Below are 20,242 nucleotides of genomic sequence, written 5' to 3' on the forward strand. Positions count from 1 at the left end.
CTTTAATTAATATTAATATTCAACATTGTTTTTAAAATATTGGTCTGTTCATCAACATTCTGTAATTCATCCAGAAAATCTACAGACGAAATTTTTTCAAGATATTCACTTAACACCTCCAGCACACTTTCTGGCAGAGTTGTTTTTATTGTACTAAGCTCATTTTTCAACTCAGCATTTTTATTTTTAAGGCTTTTTATAATTGTTTTTTTAGAAGAATCATTTTTTGAAATATCGATTCCTTTAACTGCTTCTTCATTTAGAAAATAAAATGCTTTTTCGTTTGCTACAAAAACAAACTTATCATTAGAATCCCTAAACTCATAAACCTCAATAATTTCATTATTACAAACCAAACCGCAGGAAAATTTAATTTTAAAACCCAGGATATTTAATCGTCCTAAAAGTTTCCTTTCGAATTTAGCATATTCATTTTCGTAAACGCTTTTATTAAACTGCGAAAGCTTTTCGTACTGATCAATTGTTATTTCTCTGTAATACTCAGCCTGAACACTTTGTGAGAATGCTAACAAATCATTCCAATTAAAAAAAACATCATTTTCTGTTACGAATAACTGATAGAGTTCTTCTATCTTTTTTGACATATTCTGAGCGTGCAGCTGCATTTGTTTTGCCAGCTTTGTCTCTCCCATCTCTAATTTTAATTTCGACAGAATATCATCATTAATATAAATCTCATCCGAAATTAAAACGTACTGCTGTTCTTTTGATTTTTTAATTTTTTGAAATAAATCAATAAGACTATTTGTATACTGAATATGAAATAATTCCAGCTTATTAATATCCAGTATTCTATTGTTTTGAAAGAGTGTGTGAATGATTTTTGTCCTTACCAATACTCCAACAAGATCCTTGTGATTAAAGAAATTGGATAACAATTCTAAAATCACAAGCTTTCTGTTGCTTTCTTTTATTATTTGAAGATATCTTTCCTCTTCCTCCTGCATTAGTTTTACAAATATTTTACGCTTATTTTTAGCTTATAACGCCTTTTTTCAATTCTTGTTCAAGACTTTGTAAACCAGCATCAAGCTGTCTTCTAGTTTCCGTACCCTGCTCGTGAATTTGTTTTACTTCTGTCAAAGTATCAATCAAAGATTTCGTTGTCATTTTAAGAGTTTCAAGAGAAACGATAGTATTTTCGTTTTCTTTGGCAACTTCAATACTGTTTTGTTTCAGCATTTCTGCATTTTTCTGTAAAATAGTATTTGTCGTTTCTGACACTCTTCTTTGTACTTCAATATTTTGCTTTTGTCTTTGTAAAGCAACCGCCAATGTCAGCTGATTTTTCCAAACCGGCATTGTTGTCGTTAGTATAGACTGCGCTTTTTCGGCAATAGAGGTATTGTTATTTTGTACAACTCTAATTTGCGCCAAAGATTGAAGCATAATAAAACGTACAATTTTCATATCGGCAAGACGCTTGTCTAGACGATTAATGAAAGTTCTTTTATCAGAAATTTGATAATCCTGATATTGTGCACTATTACCTTCCATTACAGCAAGTTCTTCGTTCAATTCTTTAAAACGAATTTGACCTGCAATAATGTGTTTTTCCATTTCTTTAATAAGGTTCACATTCCCATCAAACATTGTTTGAAGAGCGCTGTTGTCTTTTACAGAATTAATCATTCCTGCCTTAACTTTATTACTGATTTTGTCAATGTTTACAGTAATTCTATCGTATTCTTGGAATAATTTTTTTACATCTATAATAAACTTATTAAGCAATGGAATTTTTGATAAGAATCTTTTAAAGGGACCTTGATCTAATTGATCAACATCTACATAATTTAATTCTGTCAATAAATCATTAATCAAAGAGCCTACTTCTCCTGAATTGTAAGTTCTTACATTCGTTAAGAAATTATCACTTTGTTTAGCTATAGAATTTTGAATTTCTGCACCATAATTCAAGATTGAATTGGCATCATTTTCATTTAACTGATTTGAAATGCTTTTATAGCTGTTTACTTCTGCTTCTGTAATTGAAGCCAAGTTCACATTTCCATCTTTATCAATTAAAGCAGAATTCTCCTGAGTAACTAATTGGTTTTCCATAATTTTATAGGTGATTCTCTTGAATCGTAACAATAGTTTGTTCTAGTTTTTTATCGTTTGTTGGTACTCCAACTGCGTTAAATTTCCATTCGTCGTTTCTTTTATAAAAAACGCCTAAAACCATCGATACATTTCCTGCAAAAGAAGCATCGTTTGCAATATCATAACGAGCAAATTCTTGACTTACCCTTGTTGGAGTTCCTTCGTAAATTCTAATAGATGCGAAAGGAATGTCTTTAAAATCCTGGCCTCTAAAACTATTTATAAAAAACGCAACATAACTTGCAGCAGGTGTTAACTGAGAAAAATCTAACGTAATAACTTCATTATCTAATCCGTCATCACCATTTAAATCTCCTGTTAAATCGTCCCCGCTATGTTTAATAGCACGGTCATTAGAAATTAATTTTCTAAAGTTTACCGAATCGATATGATTTTTTTTGTCATCATAAACGGCGCAACTTGCATCTAAATCTACTGCTTCTTTTTTACTGCCAAAAAATCCTTTTTTTTCGATTGCTCCCCAATTCACACCAACACAAATGTTTACTAGTTTTGAACCGTTACTTTTTTCAAGATTAATACGTTGTCCTTTTTCTAAATTAATTGCCATATCTTAGTTATATTTATTTAAGTAATCCTCTAATCCGCCTTTCATTCCCACACCCATTGCTTCAAATTTCCATTGGCCTTCTTTATTGTAAATTCTTCCAAATTCAACTGCAGTTTCAATTGAGAAATCCTCTTCTAATTCATACTTAACCATTTCAGTATTATTAGAATCATCTACAATACGAATGAATGAATTACGCACTTGTCCAAAATTCTGTTTTCTGTCTTGAGCATCATGAATAGTAACAACGATACAGATTTCTTTTACAGCACTGTCAATTTTAGTTAGATCGATTTTGATTTGTTCATCATCTCCATCCCCATCTCCTGTTAAATTATCTCCTGTATGAATAACCGATTCGTCTGGAGCTTTTAGATTATTATAAAAGATAAAATGAGCATCAGATAATATTTTTCCATTTGCACCTACAATAAAAGCTGAGGCATCAAGATCGAAACTAGTGCCTGTGCTGCTAATGTTTGTATCCCATCCTAAACCAATGGTAAATTTTGGTGCATTAATATTTTCTCTTTGTCCTTTCTGCAAATTAATGGCCATAATCTAATCTATTTTTATTACGTTAATATTGTTTTTGTATTCTAAAATTTGATGATAATTATTACTGATAGCCAGATGAAATAACTCATTGCTTTTTTTTCTGGAAATGTTCGATATTAAGTACGCAAACTGCTTATTTTCGAGACTTAATATGTACTTTACAATTCTTGTGTTGTATTGGAAATCTTCGCTGTTTACAATAGATACGATATCTTCTACGTTTTTTACAGCAAAATAATTGTAATGATTTTCTATTTTTGGATGAACCTCTTTATTGACTAATTCTGCATAATAAACAAACAGAAAATCACCCTTTACTTCATATTGATTTAATATTTTATTGACAGTGTGCTCATGACTTCCCGTAATTTTAATATCATCTACAAAAACGCATAATTTGTCTTCAATAAAATTACGATCGATATAATAGGTATCATTCGATATTAATTTTACTCTTTGTTCAAAATCTAAATTTCCGTAATCTGTTACATAGGTTTGGTTCCTGTAAATCTTAGATTCAATACAAGCTTTTTTTCCATTTTTAAACAAAAAGCTATTCAGCTCTTTTTTAAAATAGTAGCATAAAAAGTTGGATGCTGTTGGAATAGATAAATAAGGACTTGGCAGGATAACGATTTCTTTATCTGATAAAATTAAATCTCTATGTTGATCAACAAACCCGTCAAAGAGTTCTTCAGCAAATTTCTCTGCATAAAATTTATCTCCAAACTTAAATCTGCTGTAATCTGCTTCTTTAAAAGGACAGATTTTTTCATCAGCAATTTTATGTAAACTGTAGCTTTTATTCACTTTTATATTTTTAATAGATGAGCATTAAAGCCAAATTTTGTGGCTCCATCATAATCAGCAATACTATTATCGCCAACATGCAAAACATCTTTTTTTTCTATTGGTTTATATTTACTTACTTCGTTAAATACTAACTGAAAAATTTCAGTATTTGGTTTTGAAAATCCTACTTCATCAGAATAAATCTGAAACTTAAAATATTGTGACAGGTTATAATATTCTAATACTTTTCGCAAAGTATTTCCTTTAATGAATGCCGTATTACTTAAAATATTTATAGACTTCCCTTCATCTGTCACTTTTTTGAATACTTTTTCGATATCAGAATATATTAAAACTGGTTTATATTCCAAAAACAATTCTTCTGTATGACCATAGAATTGTAGAAAACGATCTGTTCCATTTTTATTTAAGTCAACATCAAGAGCGCTTAAAATTAAGTAATAAATTTCGTACGTATCTATATTTAATCCTGTTTTTTCATTAATATTATTGCATAAAACATCGTAATATCGAATCACTTCATTTACTTTCTCAATTCCGTGTTCAATTTCAAAAAAATCTCTAAACAATAAATTTCTTTTTTGCTTAAATTCTGGATGTGATTTTATTAATGTGAGCCATAAATCAAACGAAAGATGACTGTAATTTTCATAATTTATTTTCAAAAGTCTGCATTTAAAATTAACATCATAAAGTAATTTTACCGAAATTACTTTTTTACAAAGGCGAACTTTTAGTTATTTTATTATTTCTCCAGAATAATATTTCTCTAAAAAATAACTTAAATCGGCTCTGTAACCAATTCCAGAAGCTTCAAATTTCCAATTGCCATTTCTTTTATACAACCTTCCAAATTCAACACCTGTTTCTATAGAAAAATCTTCTCCCAGTTCATACTTAGCAATTTCCTGCCCATTAGAATCATCAACAATTCTGATATATGAATTTCTTACTTGTCCAAAATTTTGTTTCCTGCGTTCAAAATCTTCAATTGTAACCACAAAAAGAATTTCTTCTACAGCTGGATCAATTTTACTTAAGTCTACTTTTATAGCCTCATCATCGTCACCGTCACTATTTCCTCCCGTAGGATCATCACCTGTGTGTAATAAAGCACCGTCTGGAGATGATAAATTATTATAAAAAACAAAATAGCTTTCACCTAAAAGTTTTCGGTTTGCATTTATCATTATCGCTGACGCATCTAAATCAAAATCATGCCCTGTGCCCTCATTAGGATCCCAACCTAAACCAACAGTAATATTAGACAATCCGATATCAATTTTTTGTCCTTTTTGTAAATTTATTGCCATTATAATATTTTATATTAAAAAATTAACCTGTACAATAATACAAAAAAGAAGACCATTAAATAATGAGGGATTCCGTAAAAACGAAAATATTTATCAACAAAAACAGACTAATTTTATATCATAACTAAAAATTATTTATTTTATACAGGCAGATGATCAAAAAAAGAAGCAACTAAATCATCCATTAATGAAAAGTAAAAAAAGACAATCATATTAACTATCTTTACATTTTAATAAATGGTGAATAAATAAAGAATTTTAATACCTCACTAATCTTAATTGAACCATCATTTTACACTCAATAAATAAAAATGTTAAAAAAAGGATCCAAACTAAATAGTATTTTAACAGGAAGTTGTCCAAAATGCCAAAAAGAAAGCATGTATGAAGACAAAAATCCGCTTCATTTGACTAAAGTTCTAAAAATGAACGAAAAATGCAGTCATTGTGGATTTAAATATCAAATTGAACCTTCGTTTTTTTATGGCGCAATGTATGTAAGCTACGGACTAAATGTGGCTGTTGGAATTGCCGCATTTATTGTTTCTTTTGTCTTTTTTGGAGCTACTATCGAACAATCGTTTGTATCAATTATTCTGACTTTAGTGGTTTTATTTCCTTTTGTGCTGCGCCTCTCTAGAAACTTATACATAAATATGTTTGTTTCTTATGATCCTAAGGCCGGTCAGAAATAATACTTTTTAAATATCTTTTATGAAATCGCTTAATATCTGCTTCGCGATCTATAGGAATATTGTTTTCGATATGATCGTATAAAGCTTTAGCCATTGCCGGGCCCAGCATTACGCCGCGGGTACCAAGTCCGTTGAGGATGTGTAGTGATTTATAAACTTCATGTGTTCCCAAAAGAGGTCTTCTATCCGAAACGGTAGGTCGTACTCCTCCAAAGTGCTTTACAATTTCAAAATCACACGTAATAATTTCTTTTATACGCTCTAGAAGTTCTTGTTTACCTTCTTCTGTGGGTGTATCTGTTTTATCCTGCCAATTGTACGTCGCACCTACTTTGAACAAATTTCCACCCAGCGGTAAAATGAAAACACTGGTATTTACAATTACATCAATATTTAATTTTGGTGCTTTTATAATAAATAATTCTCCTTTTGTACCATCCAGAGGCAGGTAACTGAAATAAGGATTTTTATGCATTCCGAAACCTTCTGCAAAAATAATATGACGCGCTTTTATATTTTTATATTGAATTCCAGAATCTAAAATCTCTAGGAAACTGCTGTGAAAAGAATCCTCAAGTAATAAATTATTTTCAAGCAAATATTCTCTATAACTATCTAATAATAAAGCAGTCTTAACATAACCAGTATGCAAAACCTCTCCATAATCAAAAGGAGAATCGATGCTATTATATTTCTTAGTAATTAATTTGGTAGATAGGAAAGGTGCCAAATTAATTTTATCAGAAGCTGCAAACCAGTTGTTCTGCTCTTCAATTGAAAAGAACTTTCTTAAAACCGGCATTTTAAAATTGAATTTCTCTTTTAATTTATCTTCTACCTGGTCATAGAATTCATTCATGAGAACTAATTGTTCTTGTGCCTTCCACACTTCACTAAAACGCTTTAGAATAACAGGATTGTACAAACCTCCTGCTACTCTAGATGAGTTTTGCGATTTGTTATCCAAAACCAAAATAGTTTTATTGTTTTTAAGTGCAGTTTCGGCAAAAGAAATTCCAGCCAATCCAGATCCGACGATTAAATAATCAAGCATTGCGAAGTGTATAAATAAAAAACTCTTACTACAAAGGTAGCAAGAGTTTTTCTATAATTTGATTTGAGTACTTAGTAATTCCACATATCTTGCTCGAAATTACGTATCTTTTCTTTTAATCTTTCTGATTCTAATAACTGACTCTGTGCATCGTCACGAATATAATCTTTGATCTCACGATCTCCGTACATATTCTCTTCTTTATAAATAACCGCATTAAATCTTCTCGAATTCAATATTTGATCAAATGAAATTGGAAGTGCTGAATTTTGATCATTAAAGGCTTTAGCCTCGTGTAAAACTTCCCTCGCATTCGGGAAAAATACCCAAAACAATTCAATGTAATCCTTCTCGTCACTATTCATGGTATAAACATCTGGGGTTACCGGACAAATGCCAAGTAAACGATATTTCAATTCACTCTGACGTTTATCAAAATACCAAAATCCTTTAATCTTATATTGACTAACATCTGCTGCAGTAAGATCTTGCTTCAATATATATTCAGCAGGAACAGTTCTAGTTGGTCCAACTGTTCGATCTTCATACGTTACTTTTTTGTTCTTTCCCGTACCAGTAACAATCTTTTTCTTAACCACACGTGTTTTGTAGTCATCTGGATATTGATTGATTAATTCTCTACCTGCATCTGTTGTATCTACACGAGATAATGCCCCTTCAATGTCTTTTAAAGATTTCTTTATATTAAAATAACTGTCTGCATAAACTTCCGTTATTCTACCATTCTTTATAGCCTTCGTCAAAACATCGTAAAGTGAGCGTCTATCGGGGCCAATGTTAGCAGTATCCACAGGAAAATATAATGGAAAGTTGATTTTTTCATTTAAGTCAATGATTTCCCAAGTAGTTTTCCCCATCAAAATATCTCTATCATCTACATAACCATAAGCAAGGGGCTTATCGTTATCAGATACCATCTGTGCAGGTGTTTTAATTCCTATCTGATCTGCAGTTTTTGCATTAAGTAAATTAGACTGCGCATTAGAAGCTAAGCCTCCAGCGATGGAAACAATAGCTATTAAAAAATTTCTTATTTTCATCATAATATTTATTACAAGACATTAAACGAAAATTTATTATAAATATTGTTATTTTTCTTACATAAATAAATTACTATAATTTTGAAAGCTTTTAATTCAGCTTAAAAGCTTTTTTAATTTATTACATAAAAAAAAACTCTTACTACAAATGTAATAAGAGTTTTTTAATTATTATGTTATGTATCAACTTAGTAGTTCCACATATCTTGTTCGAAATTGCGAATTTTCTCTTTCACTCTTTCAGATTCTAACAATTGATTTTGAGCATTGTCTTTCATGTAATCGCTAATAGCTCTGTCTCCATAAAGATTCTCTTCTTTGTAAACAACAGCATTAAAACGTCTTGAATTTAAAATCTGATCAAATGAGATTGGAAGAGCTGAATTGTTATCATTGAAAGCTTTTGCTTCATGCAGAGCTTCTCTGGCATTTGGGAAGAATACCCAAAATAATTCAATATAATCCTTTTCATCACTATTCATTGTATAAACGTCTGGAGTTACTGGACAAATTCCAAGTAAACGATATTTCAATTCACTTTGACGTTTATCAAAATACCAGTATCCTTTAATTTTATACTGAGTAACATCTGCAGCCGTAAGATCTTGTTTCAAAATGTATTCAGCAGGAACCGTTCTTGTTGGTCCAACTGTTTCTTCAACATAAGAAACACTTTTATTTTTACCTTTACCTGTTACTACTTTTTTCTTCACAACACGAGATTTGTAGTCATCTGGATATTGGTTAATTAACTCTCTACCTGCATCTGTTGTATCAATTCGAGATAATGATCCTTCGATATCTTTCATAGATTTTTTGGTATTAAAATAACTATCAGTATACACTTCTGTTACTTTTCCACCTTTAATAGCTTTAGTCAAAACGTCATAAAGAGAACGTCTATTAGCACCAATATTAGCTGTATCTACAGGAAAGTATAATGGAAAGTTGATTTTTTCATTTAAATCAATGATTTCCCAAGTAGTTTTTCCCATCAAAATATCTCTATCATCTACATAACCATAAGCCAAAGGCTTATCATTGTCAGATATAAGTTGAGCAGGAGTTTTAAGTCCAATCTGATCAGGCGTTTTTGCGTTAAGCAAATTAGATTGCGCATTAGAAGCAAAACCTCCAGCGATAGAAACAACGGCTATTAAAAAATTTCTTACTTTCATCGTGGTATCATTATAAGATATTGAACGTAGCTTACACTACTTTATTATTGTATTTCGTAAATTACTGGAGCAGTTCTTGGCAATAAATAACTACCTGCACCTACCAGTTTAGTTTTAATTTCAGAAATAGTAACTTGGTCTCCTTTACCTGCTCTTGAAAGTACTTGTTTACATTGTGCATTCATTTTGTTTCCTGAAACAACAACTGTAGGTTGTCCAGCAATTTTCATATTGAATCCAACAACATCTAAACCAACCTCAAAATCAAAATCAAGAAGTTTAGCTCCAATAGTAGCAATCTCAAGGTTAGATTTAGGTCCTTTTACAACACCCATTTCTCCTCTAATTGTTCCTGTTGGACCAGGAATACCTTTAATTCTGAATGTTTTCTTGTCTGTTACTTTATCACCGTTTGGTAATGTACCAGTTACAGAAATTGTAGCTTCAGTACCTTGACCTGGGCTCATGTTATATTTTCCTGGTTTTCCAGCTGAAGATAATCCTGGAGCACTAGCAACGATTTTGTTAGCATCAACACCAGCGAATGATACAGAGATTGGGTTAACAACTCCTCTATATACAACATTCATTTTATCTGCAGAAATTGTAGCAGAGTTTGGTCTTGGAACTACAACATATTTTCCAGAGAATTTTAATGGAATATTTTTTCCATCTTCTAAGAAAGTAAATTGCCCATTGATATCTTGTTCTCCAACTCCACCAGCAGTTAAAGAGATAACAGCTTGTCCGTTTACGATTTGTCCTGGACCTTGGAATGAAGTAGGTTTAGTGTTTTCGTCATAACGACCTAAAACAACTTTACCTGTAACTTTTTCACCTTGGAAATATGCATTTTTGTCTAAAACAACAATTGCTTGATAATTACTGTAAGAAGCAGCAGCAACTGCAGCTTTTCCTAATGCGCTGTTATAAACATCAGTTTCAACTTTTTTAACATCATTCTGCCAAGTTGAAAGTTTTGCAGCAGATGCGATTGCAGGAAAACCTTTGAAGTGATAAGCTAAATACTTTTCTTTAATTCCTTCTTTGTTTTTCACATCAGAAACATCAAATTTCTTTTCAACCTCAGCAATAATTGCTGCGTATTTTTTGTCTGTTCCTAAAGCACCTTTAATATCTGCTTTGTATTTTTCGATTTTAGAAATAATTTCGTTACCTTTTTTAGTGTAACCGTCTCCTGTAAACCAGTCGTCGATATTATCTCCTCTATCCATTGACTCATAAGGCATTTTTCCAGTTTCTTTATCAACTTCGAAACCTTTAACTGCCTGAGCTTTTAAAGTAGCTATATAATCATAAAAATCTTTTGTAATTGCTTCAACTTTATGAGCTGTAACTGCAGCAATAGCGAATTCTCCTTTTGCTTCAGCAGCTTTTTGATCTAAAGATGTTAATAAACCTGCATTTGTTTCTGTTGAACTTGTATTTGCACTTTCAAATTTTTCATTCATCAAACCAAAAGCAGAAATAACTTCTTTTGATACGTTCATTGCTAACATTGCGATGAAAACCAGATACATCAGGTTAATCATCTTCTGTCTAGGGGTTAATTTTCCTCCTGCCATTTTTTTCTAATTAGTTCTTTATTAATAAATTTAATATTAGTTAAAAACTAATTATCCTTTGTTACTCATTGCAGAAAGCATACCACCGTAAACACTGTTTAAAGAAGCAATGTTTGCAGTCATAGATTGCATTTGCTCTTTTAATTTAGAAGCGTTTTCAGCGATTTCTTTGTTAGCTTCAGCGTTTCTAGAAGCGCTTTCTAACTGTACTTTATATAGACTGTTTAATGATTCCATTTGAGCAGCAGCAACAGATAATTCTTCAGAATATTTCTTTTGACCTGCGATTGAATCTACAGTTGGAGCAATTCCTTTAGCAGCAGATTCGAAGTTTTTGATGCTGTTTCCTAAACTTGACATTAATTCACCGTCAATTTTAGCTTCTTTTAATAATGTGTCTAATTTTTGAGATAATAATCCTTGAGCTTCAGTTGGAGCTTCAACTTTAACCTCTTTTTTTCTAGCTTGTCCGTTAGCTAATTCAGGGTAAACAAGAGTCCAATCTAACTCGTCTTCAACAGGTTCGAAAGCAGAAAGTGCAAAGATTAACGCCTCAGTAACCAATCCTACTGAAAGCATAACTGTTCCTGTTAATGGTCCAATTTCAAAGTGAGTAATTTTGAATAAAGCTCCAACGATTACCACTGCCGCTCCCATACCATAAGCGAAATTCATTGCTTTTTTACTTAATAATGCCATAATACTTTTTTTTTAGGTTTTAATTTAAATAGATTTGTTGGATATTGATAAAATTATAAATTACTTTCTTTTGTTAGAGCTTCCAGTTACTTGAGTTCCCATGTAATCTTGTACAGTTCTAAATCCGATATAACTTCTAGCTGAATCAGCATATTCGTGGTCACGAGTACTAACTTGTAAGAAGTAAGCAACATCTTTCCAAGAACCTCCACGAACCACTTTTCTTTGATTTTTACCATCAATTACGTTTGGATTCATTGTTGAAACATATTCGTAAGCATTTGGATTATAAGCTGAATCAGTCCATTCTGAAACGTTTCCTGCCATGTTATATAATCCGTAACCATTTACGTCGTATGATTTCGCTTCAACAGTATATAAAGCCTCATCAGCAGCATAATCTCCTCTGCTTGGCTTAAAGTTTGCTAAGAAACAACCTCTATCGCTTTTAGTGTAAGGACCTCCCCAAGGATAAGTAGCAGATTCTAGACCACCTCTTGCAGCATACTCCCATTCTGCTTCAGTTGGTAATCTGAAAGCATTAACTAAGTCACGCCCTTTTTTCTTAGATTTGATATAACTATTTTTATTTAAAGTTCTCCAAGCACAAAATGCTTTTGCTTGTTTCCAAGTCACACCTACTACAGGATATTCTCCATAAGCTTTGTGCCAGAAATAATCATTATGCATTGGCTCATTATATGAGTAAGCAAAATCTTTAATCCAAACTGCAGTATCAGGATAAACATTTACCTGTTCTGTTTTTACGAAATCACTTCTTTTTCCAACTTTAGCTTTTGCAGCAGCTTGAATATCCATCCAAGAATAACGGAATTTCAATTTATTTACATCAATTGTTCTTAAACCATTGTATGATTCTTCAATTGGTAAATACATAGAGTCCATTACTTCAGCATAATACTCATCTGGATACGCTTTTGTATCTTTAATTAGTTTAACTTTTCTGTTTAATTTTCTTCCAGCATATGGATCATCTTTTGTACCAACACTATAATAGTTATCGTACATATATTTATCATAAGCTGTCATTTTTTCTGGATCAGAATCGTTGAAAGCATAGTCAGAAATACTTCCGCCTTTTTTTCCTTTTCCGTCAGTAGCTTTCTGTCCTGTCTCATCAGCCAAGATTGCTAAACGAACTCTCATTGTAGAATCTTTTACCCACTCTACGAATTGACGGTACTCACTATTTGTAATCTCAGTTTCATCCATATAAAATGAACGAACAGTTACAGTTTTAGTTGGAGCATCTTCTACGTTAGCTAAATCAGCATCTGATTTACCCATAATAAAAGATCCACCCGGAACTAATGTCATTCCATAAGGCTTCTCGGGATGCCATTTCCCTCCTGTAACACCAACTAATTCACCTTTGTCACCTGACTTACCACAGCTGATTACTAGTGTTAACATTGCTGCAAATGCAATAAACTTCTTCATATAAATTTGGGATTATCTATTCATTATTAAAAGTCCGTAAACGTATTTATTATTTATCTAAAAAACAATACTACTTGCGAAATTTATTTTACCGTTCAAAAATAATGTTAAATAAAATAAAAAAAAAATATTTTATCGATAAACTGTGTCAAAAAATCGATGTAAAACGTTAATTTTTATGGTTTATAACAATATTCTTACTAATTTATTTTAACTTTTTTTAATTAATTTTAAAAATTTAAGATTCCGCTTAAATTTTCTCGCTACAAAGCGTTTTTTCGCTGTGCTTTCCACCATCTTTCTGGCAATTCTTGATTACAAGCTGACAAATATTCGTCATAAGAACAGGGTAATAACGTATTTCTTTTTAATTTATTGTTGCCATTTGATTCAAAAGGAATTTCTATCCACCAACGGTCAGTTTTATCACTTTTATAGAAAATCAATTCTTCATCTTCAAGAGGCACTATATATTTTAAATAGTTAGCACGGCTTCCAAATGGATATTCTTTTGAGCGATAATGATAACCTTCAATAAAATACCATACAATTTGTGAAATTATTACCGATTCTGCCATTGTACTATTGTGATTGAAGATTCCAAAAGAGGATACTTTATCACTAATTCCAGCGTATCTTGACAAAGCACAAATTTCTTTCCCATTAAATCCGTTCGGCTCAAAAGTAACAGTATTTCCTGAAGCAGAAGACTTTACAGAGTTCAAATCGATACTAACTAAATCTGCATCTCTAAAAACCGGTTCTGCTAAGGTTATTTTATTTGAAATTTCTCCCAGACGATATGCATCAAAAAATAACTTTTCGATCAAATCAATTTCTTCTTGAGAATTATAATAGGTCTGATATCCTATATTACAATAATTAAAAAGGTTATTTGGCTCATCAATAATAATTTTCGTCAGGTACGAATTAGCTGATACTGACTCATTTTCCTTTCCGAAATCAAACCTATTATCAACAGCAACCAAGTTAACCATTTGCTCTAGATCGTCATAAGCACGATACAAAGCATACGTTAAATCTTGAGAACCTCCCAGGACTATAGGAATGACTTTATTCTTAATTAATGCAGCTGTAACTTTCTTCACTGCAAAATAAGTATCCTCTACTGAATCTCCGGCAAGTATATCTCCTAAATCGGCAATCGATGCATCCCAGTTGCCTGGAAACATTCCATATAGCTTTTTACGTACCGCCGAAAGATTAACTTCATTAACCATATTAATGTTGGTACGATCTTCTAAAACACCAACTATGGCTATATTAATTTTTTCAATATCAGGAAACTGATCTTGGGTGTGAAAGACAACTTTACTCCCAAGCTCTTGTGAAGACAGTGCGCTGACGAATTTTACAATCGCATCATTAACTGGTTCTAGAAAATCAAATTCCATCTATACTTATTTCTTTTTAGCAGCTGTTTTTTTAGCTGGTGCTTTTTTAGCAGTTGTTGTTTTTTTAGCTGCCGTTTTCTTTGCAGGTGTTTTAGCAGCAATCATTTCTTGAACTTGAGCTAATGTCAATTGCGATGCATCAACATCTTTACTCAACTCAATTTTGATTTTTCCTTTTAGAATTACAGAACGTCCCCAACGGGCTTTTTCTACTACAATTCCTTCATCTTCCCAATTATGAATAACTTTATCGATGTTTTTCTGAAGTTTTTCTTCAATAAGTTCTTCAACATCTGATTGTGATAAATTATCAAAATTGTATTTCTTATTCACATTAATAAAAAGACCATTCCATTTGATGAATGGACCAAAACGCCCCACTCCTTTTTGAACTGCTTCTCCTTTATAAACTGCAATCGGCGCATCTGCAAGTGCTTTTTCGTCGATTAACTCTTTTGCTCTTTCTTTAGAAACACTTAACGGATCTTCTCCTCTTGGCAACGAAATAAAAACGCTTCCGTGACGAACGTAAGGTCCATAACGACCGTTACTTACTTCTACTTCTTCACCTTTATATTCACCTAAACTCTTTGGAAGTAAAAATAAATTTAGAGCTTCTTCGAGTGTAATGTTTCCAATATTTTGATCTGCCATTAAGCTGGCAAACTTTTTATCCTCATCATCCGCTTCTCCAATTTGAGCCATTGGTCCAAATTTTCCTAAACGAACAGATACTTGTCTTCCATCTGCATCTTTTCCTAAAATTCTCTCGCCGCTTTCACGTTCAGCATTTGCTTCAACTTCTTTCACATTTGGATGAAATTGGTTGTAAAACTCCTGCATCATTTTAGCCCAGTCGATATTTCCTTCAGCAATTTCGTCAAAATCCTGTTCTACTTTTGCCGTGAAATTATAATCTAGAATGTTTCCGAAATTTTTCACTAAGAAATCAGTAACAATAGTTCCGATATCAGTTGGAACTAATTTTCCTTTATCTGAACCTGTGTTTTCTTTCAGCAGTTTTTCTCCTACTTTACTGTTTTGCAAAGTAAGTTGTGTATAATTACGCTCCTGACCTTCAAGCGTTCCTTTTTCAACATAATTTCTATTGATAATTGTTGAAATTGTAGGTGCATAAGTAGAAGGACGGCCAATTCCAAGTTCCTCAAGTTTTTTTACTAAAGAAGCCTCAGTGTAACGTGCCGGCGGTCTTGAATATCGTTCTGTAGCTGTAATATAATTGTTTACTAACTTTTCGTTTACTTTTAATGCAGGAAGCATTCCTTCTTGTTCTTCTTCGTCATCATCATGACCCTCAAGATATACTTTTAAGAAACCTTCAAAAAGCAAAACTTCTCCAGAGGCTGTAAAAATTTCACTGTGATTATCTGCTTCAATTTTCAAATTTGTTCTTTCCAACTGTGCGTCGCTCATTTGAGAAGCCAGAGTTCTTTTCCAGATCAAATCGTATAAACGAGCCTGATCACGATCGATATTTACTGTATGACGAGACATATCAGTCGGACGAATTGCTTCGTGGGCTTCTTGAGCTCCTTTGTTTTTATTAGCAAAAACACGAGGTTTTGAATATTCTTTTCCGTACGATTTTATGATTTCAGCTTCTGCGGCATCCATTGCTTCTTTAGAAAGATTTACCGAGTCGGTTCTCATATAAGTAATAAGTCCGGCTTCGTATAGGCGCTGTGCTAACTGCATTGTGATTCCAACAGGCAAATACAATTTTCTTGCTGCCTCTTGTTGAAGCGTAGAAGTTGTAAAAGGAGATGTTGGAGATTTTTTGGTAGGTTTTGTTTCTAAATCAGCTACCTTATATTTAGAACCGATGTTTTGATTTAAGAAATCTTCGGCTTCTTTTTTTGTATTGAAGTTTTTTGGCAGCTTTGCCTTGAAAACCTTTCCTGCTTCATTTACAAACTCTGCAACTATAGAATAAGATGCAACTGCAGTAAAGTTTTGAATTTCGCGTTCTCTTTCTACAATCAAACGAACAGAAACAGATTGTACACGACCAGCAGAAAGTCCGCCTTTAATTTTTCTCCATAAAACTGGAGATAATTCGTATCCTACTAAACGGTCTAATACTCTTCTAGCCTGTTGCGCATTTACTAAGTTGTAATCAATTTCTCTTGGATTATCGATTGCTTTTAGAATCGCAGATTTTGTAATCTCGTGAAATACAATTCTTTTGGTTTTTTTAGTATCTAATTTCAGTTCTTCCGCCAAGTGCCAAGAAATAGCCTCTCCCTCGCGGTCCTCATCGCTTGCTAACCAAACCATTTCGGCATTTTTAGATAGTGTCTTAAGTTTACTTACCAAAGCTTTTTTATCCGGAGAAACTTCATATTTAGGTTTAAAACCATTCTCTACATCTACTCCTATTTCTTTGGATGGTAAGTCTGCTATGTGACCATAACTTGACTCCACCTGAAAATCGCTCCCAAGAAATTTCTCGATCGTTTTCGCCTTTGCAGGTGACTCCACTATTACTAAATTCTTTGCCATTGCTCTATTTTTCTGCAACAAAAGTATCTATTTTTTTTAAATATTAACCTTGCTAATGAATTTTTGAAGTATTTTGATATTATGAAACTTAAAATTGCAGATTTATCTGTAATAATCTCGATAATATATATAGGTATAACTTTTAATCGATTATGACCTATTAAATGTGCTTTTAAATTTTAGTCCCGAAGCCTCGGGATAGATTTTAGATTTTAGATTTTAGATTTTAGATTTTACTTAAAAAAAAGCTTTAGCTTTTTTCTGGGATTCTTTCAATCTGCAATCTATCCCGAGGCTTCGGAACTAAAATCTAAAATTTCTCCTCTGCCATCTTGTCATATGATCGTATTTACGCTATCTTTGCACTTTGAAATTTTACAATGGAAAAGATTATTGAAGAAAGCAAGCAGGGCGAAAGTCTTGTTTTAGAAAATAAACCTGAGAATACTAAAAAACTTTTTATAGAAAGTTACGGCTGTGCGATGAATTTTTCGGACAGTGAAGTCGTAGCTTCCATTTTGTCTGACGGAGGATATAACACAACTTCTGTTCTAGAAGAAGCCGATTTGGTTTTGGTTAACACCTGTTCTATTCGAGACAAGGCTGAGCAGACTATTCGCAAGCGTTTAGAGAAATATAATGCCGTAAAACGCACGAATCCAAAAATGAAAGTGGGCGTTTTGGGCTGTATGGCCGAGCGTTTAAAAAGTCAGTTTCTGGAAGAAGAAAAAATAGTTGATCTTGTTGTTGGCCCTGATGCTTATAAAGATCTTCCAAATTTATTGGCTGAAGTTGAAGAAGGACGTGACGCCATTAATGTAATTTTATCAAAAGAAGAAACTTACGGAGATATTTCGCCTGTTCGTTTAATGAGTAACGGAATCACAGCTTTGGTTTCGATCACTCGCGGATGCGATAATATGTGTACCTTCTGTGTTGTACCTTTTACGCGCGGTCGTGAACGCAGCCGTGAGCCGCAAAGTATTATGGCTGAAATTCAGGATTTATGGAATAAAGGTTTTAAAGAAATTACGCTTTTAGGCCAAAATGTGGACAGTTATCTTTGGTACGGCGGCGGTTTGAAAAAAGATTTTGTAAATGCTTCTGAAATGCAAAAAGCTACTGCAGTCGATTTTGACCAATTATTAGAAATGGTTGCGGTTGGTTTTCCTAAAATGCGTATTAGATTTTCGACTTCTAATCCGCAGGATATGCACGAAAGTATTTTACACGTTATTGCGAAATATCCAAATATCTGTAAACATATTCACTTACCGGTTCAATCTGGAAGTAACAGAATTCTGAAAGAAATGAATCGTCTGCACACGCGTGAAGAATACATGGCTTTGATTGACAAAATTAGAGCGATTGTTCCAGATGCATCAATTTCGCAGGATATGATTGCCGGTTTTCCAACAGAAACAGAAGAGGATCACCAAGACACTATGAGTTTAATGGAATATGTAAAATATAATTTCGGTTATATGTATTCATATTCTGAACGCCCAGGAACTTTGGCCGGAAGAAAAATGAAAGATGATGTTGAAGAAGAAACAAAAGCCAGAAGATTACAGGAAATTGTCGATTTACAACAAAAACACGCTTGGTTTAGAAGTGAGGAATTTGTGGGCAAAACGGTTGAAGTTTTAGTAGAAAAAGTTTCTAAAAAATCTAAAGATGAATTCTCTGGAAGAAATTCTCAAAGTATAACGGTAGTTTTCCCAAAAGAAAATTACAAAATTGGAGATTTCGTAAACGTAAAAATCACAAGCTGTACTTCAGGAACTTTAAAAGGCGAAGCTGTCGGATTAAGTGAGATGAATTAAAAAAATTAGTTTCAGGTTTCAAGTTTCAGGTTCTTTGCGTAACTTGAAACTTGAAACAAAATACAAGCCAGCTCAATAAAACTTGAAACAAAAAATACATGGAAACAGTTCAAGCAATAAAACAACGATTTGAGATTATTGGTAATGATCCAAAATTAAATCGCGCCATCGAAAAAGCCATTCAGGTTGCTCCTACTGATATTTCGGTAATGGTGACTGGGGAAAGTGGTGTTGGTAAAGAAAATATTCCAAGGATTATTCATTCACTTTCACATAGAAAGCACGGAAAATATATTGCTGTAAACTGTGGAGCCATTCCAGAAGGAACAATTGACAGTGAACTTTTCGGGCACGAGAAAGGAGCTTTTACAGGCGCTACAAGTACGCGTGAAGGTTATTTTGAAGTAGCCGACGGCGGAACTATATTTCTAGATGAAGTTGGCGAATTACCACTGACAACACAGGTAAGACTGCTGCGTGTTTTAGAAAATGGTGAATTCATAAAAGTGGGTTCATCTCAGGTTCAAAAAACAAATGTTCGTATTGTTGCAGCAACCAATGTGAATTTATTCAATGCTATTGAAAAGGGTAAATTCCGTGAAGATTTATACTATCGTTTGAGTACTGTCGAAATTACTTTACCTCCTTTGCGTGAAAGAAACGACGATATTCATTTGTTATTCAGAAAGTTTGTGGCCGATTTTGCTCACAAGTACAAAATGCCGCCTTTAAAATTAGACGATGATGCTGTTCAATTATTACAAAAATTCAGATGGAGCGGTAACATTCGTCAGCTTCGAAATGTCGCTGAACAGATTTCTGTTTTAGAAACCAATCGTGACATTACACTTGCAACTTTAAAATCGTATCTGCCTGCAGAAGGAAGCAATTTACCTTCTGTTATTAATGACAGTAAAAAAGAAAGTGACTTTAGTACCGAGCGAGACATTTTATACAAAGTCCTTTTTGATATGAAAAGCGATTTAAACGACTTGAAAAAACTGACTTTGGAATTAATGAAAAACGGTACTTCTAAAGTACAAGACATTAATCCGAATTTAATTCAGAAAATATACGGGAACCAGCAAAACGACAGCGAAATTGATTTTGAAGAAGAACCAAGAACAGCTGTTATGACTGCTCCTGCAGTTAGAGAAGAAAATTACCAAATTCCAGATGATAACTATTTGTTTGCCGAGACGATTGAAGAAGAAGAGATTCTGCGTTTGGAACAAAAAGAAATCGAAATGATCAAAAAATCATTAGAAAAAAACAAAGGAAAACGTAAAGCTGCGGCAGATGAATTAGGAATTTCTGAAAGGACTTTATACCGCAAAATCAAACAATTTGATCTTTAATTTCTGC

The 20,242-nt window shown here is 32.8% G+C and carries 18 protein-coding genes; 3 read left to right on the top strand and 15 right to left on the bottom strand.

The window, feature by feature from the left end; all coding sequences use genetic code 11:
- Nucleotides 1-2 precede the first annotated feature (2 nt).
- From ASE40_RS11680 to ASE40_RS11710, 7 genes are all read right to left on the bottom strand, one after another.
- On the bottom strand, nucleotides 3-968 hold the full coding sequence (locus tag ASE40_RS11680; protein ID WP_057117146.1) for a hypothetical protein: 966 nt from the start codon (nucleotides 966-968) through the stop codon (nucleotides 3-5).
- A gap of 28 nt (nucleotides 969-996) precedes the next feature.
- A complete protein-coding gene (locus ASE40_RS11685) occupies nucleotides 997-2,082 on the bottom strand; it encodes a toxic anion resistance protein (protein WP_057117147.1) in 1,086 nt (361 codons plus the stop codon).
- 4 nt (nucleotides 2,083-2,086) lie between these two features.
- The gene (locus ASE40_RS11690) at nucleotides 2,087-2,695 is read right to left on the bottom strand and encodes a TerD family protein (protein ID WP_057117148.1); all 609 of its coding nucleotides are present in this window, start codon (nucleotides 2,693-2,695) and stop codon (nucleotides 2,087-2,089) included.
- A 3-nt stretch (nucleotides 2,696-2,698) separates the two neighbouring features.
- Nucleotides 2,699-3,253 (bottom strand): TerD family protein, encoded by a 555-nt coding sequence (locus ASE40_RS11695; RefSeq protein ID WP_057117149.1) that lies wholly within the window; start codon nucleotides 3,251-3,253, stop codon nucleotides 2,699-2,701.
- Nucleotides 3,254-3,256: 3 nt separating this feature from the next.
- Complete coding sequence (locus ASE40_RS11700; RefSeq protein WP_057117150.1) at nucleotides 3,257-4,063, bottom strand: phosphoribosyltransferase family protein; 807 nt, start codon at nucleotides 4,061-4,063, stop codon at nucleotides 3,257-3,259.
- Nucleotides 4,064-4,065: 2 nt separating this feature from the next.
- Complete coding sequence (locus ASE40_RS11705) at nucleotides 4,066-4,731, bottom strand: HAD family hydrolase (RefSeq protein ID WP_057117151.1); 666 nt, start codon at nucleotides 4,729-4,731, stop codon at nucleotides 4,066-4,068.
- A 72-nt stretch (nucleotides 4,732-4,803) separates the two neighbouring features.
- Complete coding sequence (locus tag ASE40_RS11710; protein WP_057117152.1) at nucleotides 4,804-5,379, bottom strand: TerD family protein; 576 nt, start codon at nucleotides 5,377-5,379, stop codon at nucleotides 4,804-4,806.
- Nucleotides 5,380-5,690: 311 nt separating this feature from the next.
- Here ASE40_RS11710 and ASE40_RS11715 point away from each other — a divergent pair, with 311 nt between their 5' ends.
- A complete protein-coding gene (locus ASE40_RS11715; protein WP_057117153.1) occupies nucleotides 5,691-6,074 on the top strand; it encodes a DUF983 domain-containing protein in 384 nt (127 codons plus the stop codon).
- Here the strand turns inward: ASE40_RS11715 and ASE40_RS11720 are convergent.
- From ASE40_RS11720 to topA, 8 genes are all read right to left on the bottom strand, one after another.
- Nucleotides 6,055-7,128 carry an NAD(P)/FAD-dependent oxidoreductase gene (locus ASE40_RS11720; RefSeq protein ID WP_057117154.1) on the bottom strand — a complete coding sequence of 358 codons (1,074 nt, stop codon included), beginning with the start codon at nucleotides 7,126-7,128 and terminating at the stop codon, nucleotides 6,055-6,057. The two genes, ASE40_RS11715 and ASE40_RS11720, sit on opposite strands and share 20 nt — an antisense overlap.
- 71 nt (nucleotides 7,129-7,199) lie before the next feature.
- Nucleotides 7,200-8,189 (bottom strand): gliding motility protein GldN, encoded by a 990-nt coding sequence (gene gldN, locus ASE40_RS11725; protein ID WP_057117155.1) that lies wholly within the window; start codon nucleotides 8,187-8,189, stop codon nucleotides 7,200-7,202.
- Between the two features lie 188 nt (nucleotides 8,190-8,377).
- Nucleotides 8,378-9,367, bottom strand: a complete 990-nt coding sequence (gene gldN / locus ASE40_RS11730; RefSeq protein ID WP_057117156.1) for a gliding motility protein GldN — start codon at nucleotides 9,365-9,367, stop codon at nucleotides 8,378-8,380.
- A gap of 44 nt (nucleotides 9,368-9,411) precedes the next feature.
- Complete coding sequence (gene gldM / locus ASE40_RS11735) at nucleotides 9,412-10,953, bottom strand: gliding motility protein GldM (RefSeq protein ID WP_057117157.1); 1,542 nt, start codon at nucleotides 10,951-10,953, stop codon at nucleotides 9,412-9,414.
- 51 nt (nucleotides 10,954-11,004) lie between these two features.
- Nucleotides 11,005-11,652, bottom strand: a complete 648-nt coding sequence (gene gldL / locus ASE40_RS11740; protein WP_057117158.1) for a gliding motility protein GldL — start codon at nucleotides 11,650-11,652, stop codon at nucleotides 11,005-11,007.
- 60 nt (nucleotides 11,653-11,712) lie between these two features.
- Entirely contained in the window at nucleotides 11,713-13,113 is a 1,401-nt protein-coding gene (gldK, locus tag ASE40_RS11745) for a gliding motility lipoprotein GldK (protein ID WP_057117159.1), read from the bottom strand.
- 263 nt (nucleotides 13,114-13,376) lie between these two features.
- On the bottom strand, nucleotides 13,377-14,528 hold the full coding sequence (locus ASE40_RS11750) for a formimidoylglutamase (protein ID WP_057117160.1): 1,152 nt from the start codon (nucleotides 14,526-14,528) through the stop codon (nucleotides 13,377-13,379).
- A gap of 6 nt (nucleotides 14,529-14,534) precedes the next feature.
- A complete protein-coding gene (gene topA / locus ASE40_RS11755) occupies nucleotides 14,535-17,051 on the bottom strand; it encodes a type I DNA topoisomerase (RefSeq protein ID WP_057117161.1) in 2,517 nt (838 codons plus the stop codon).
- Nucleotides 17,052-17,431: 380 nt separating this feature from the next.
- On the opposite strand from topA, the gene miaB reads away from it, so the two are divergent.
- On the top strand, nucleotides 17,432-18,877 hold the full coding sequence (miaB, locus tag ASE40_RS11760) for a tRNA (N6-isopentenyl adenosine(37)-C2)-methylthiotransferase MiaB (RefSeq protein WP_057117162.1): 1,446 nt from the start codon (nucleotides 17,432-17,434) through the stop codon (nucleotides 18,875-18,877).
- A gap of 98 nt (nucleotides 18,878-18,975) precedes the next feature.
- Nucleotides 18,976-20,235, top strand: a complete 1,260-nt coding sequence (locus ASE40_RS11765; protein WP_057117163.1) for a sigma-54 interaction domain-containing protein — start codon at nucleotides 18,976-18,978, stop codon at nucleotides 20,233-20,235.
- The last annotated feature ends 7 nt before the right edge of the window (nucleotides 20,236-20,242 follow it).

The sequence above is a fragment of the Flavobacterium sp. Root935 genome, assembly GCF_001429295.1.
Classification (GTDB): Bacteria; Bacteroidota; Bacteroidia; order Flavobacteriales; family Flavobacteriaceae; genus Flavobacterium.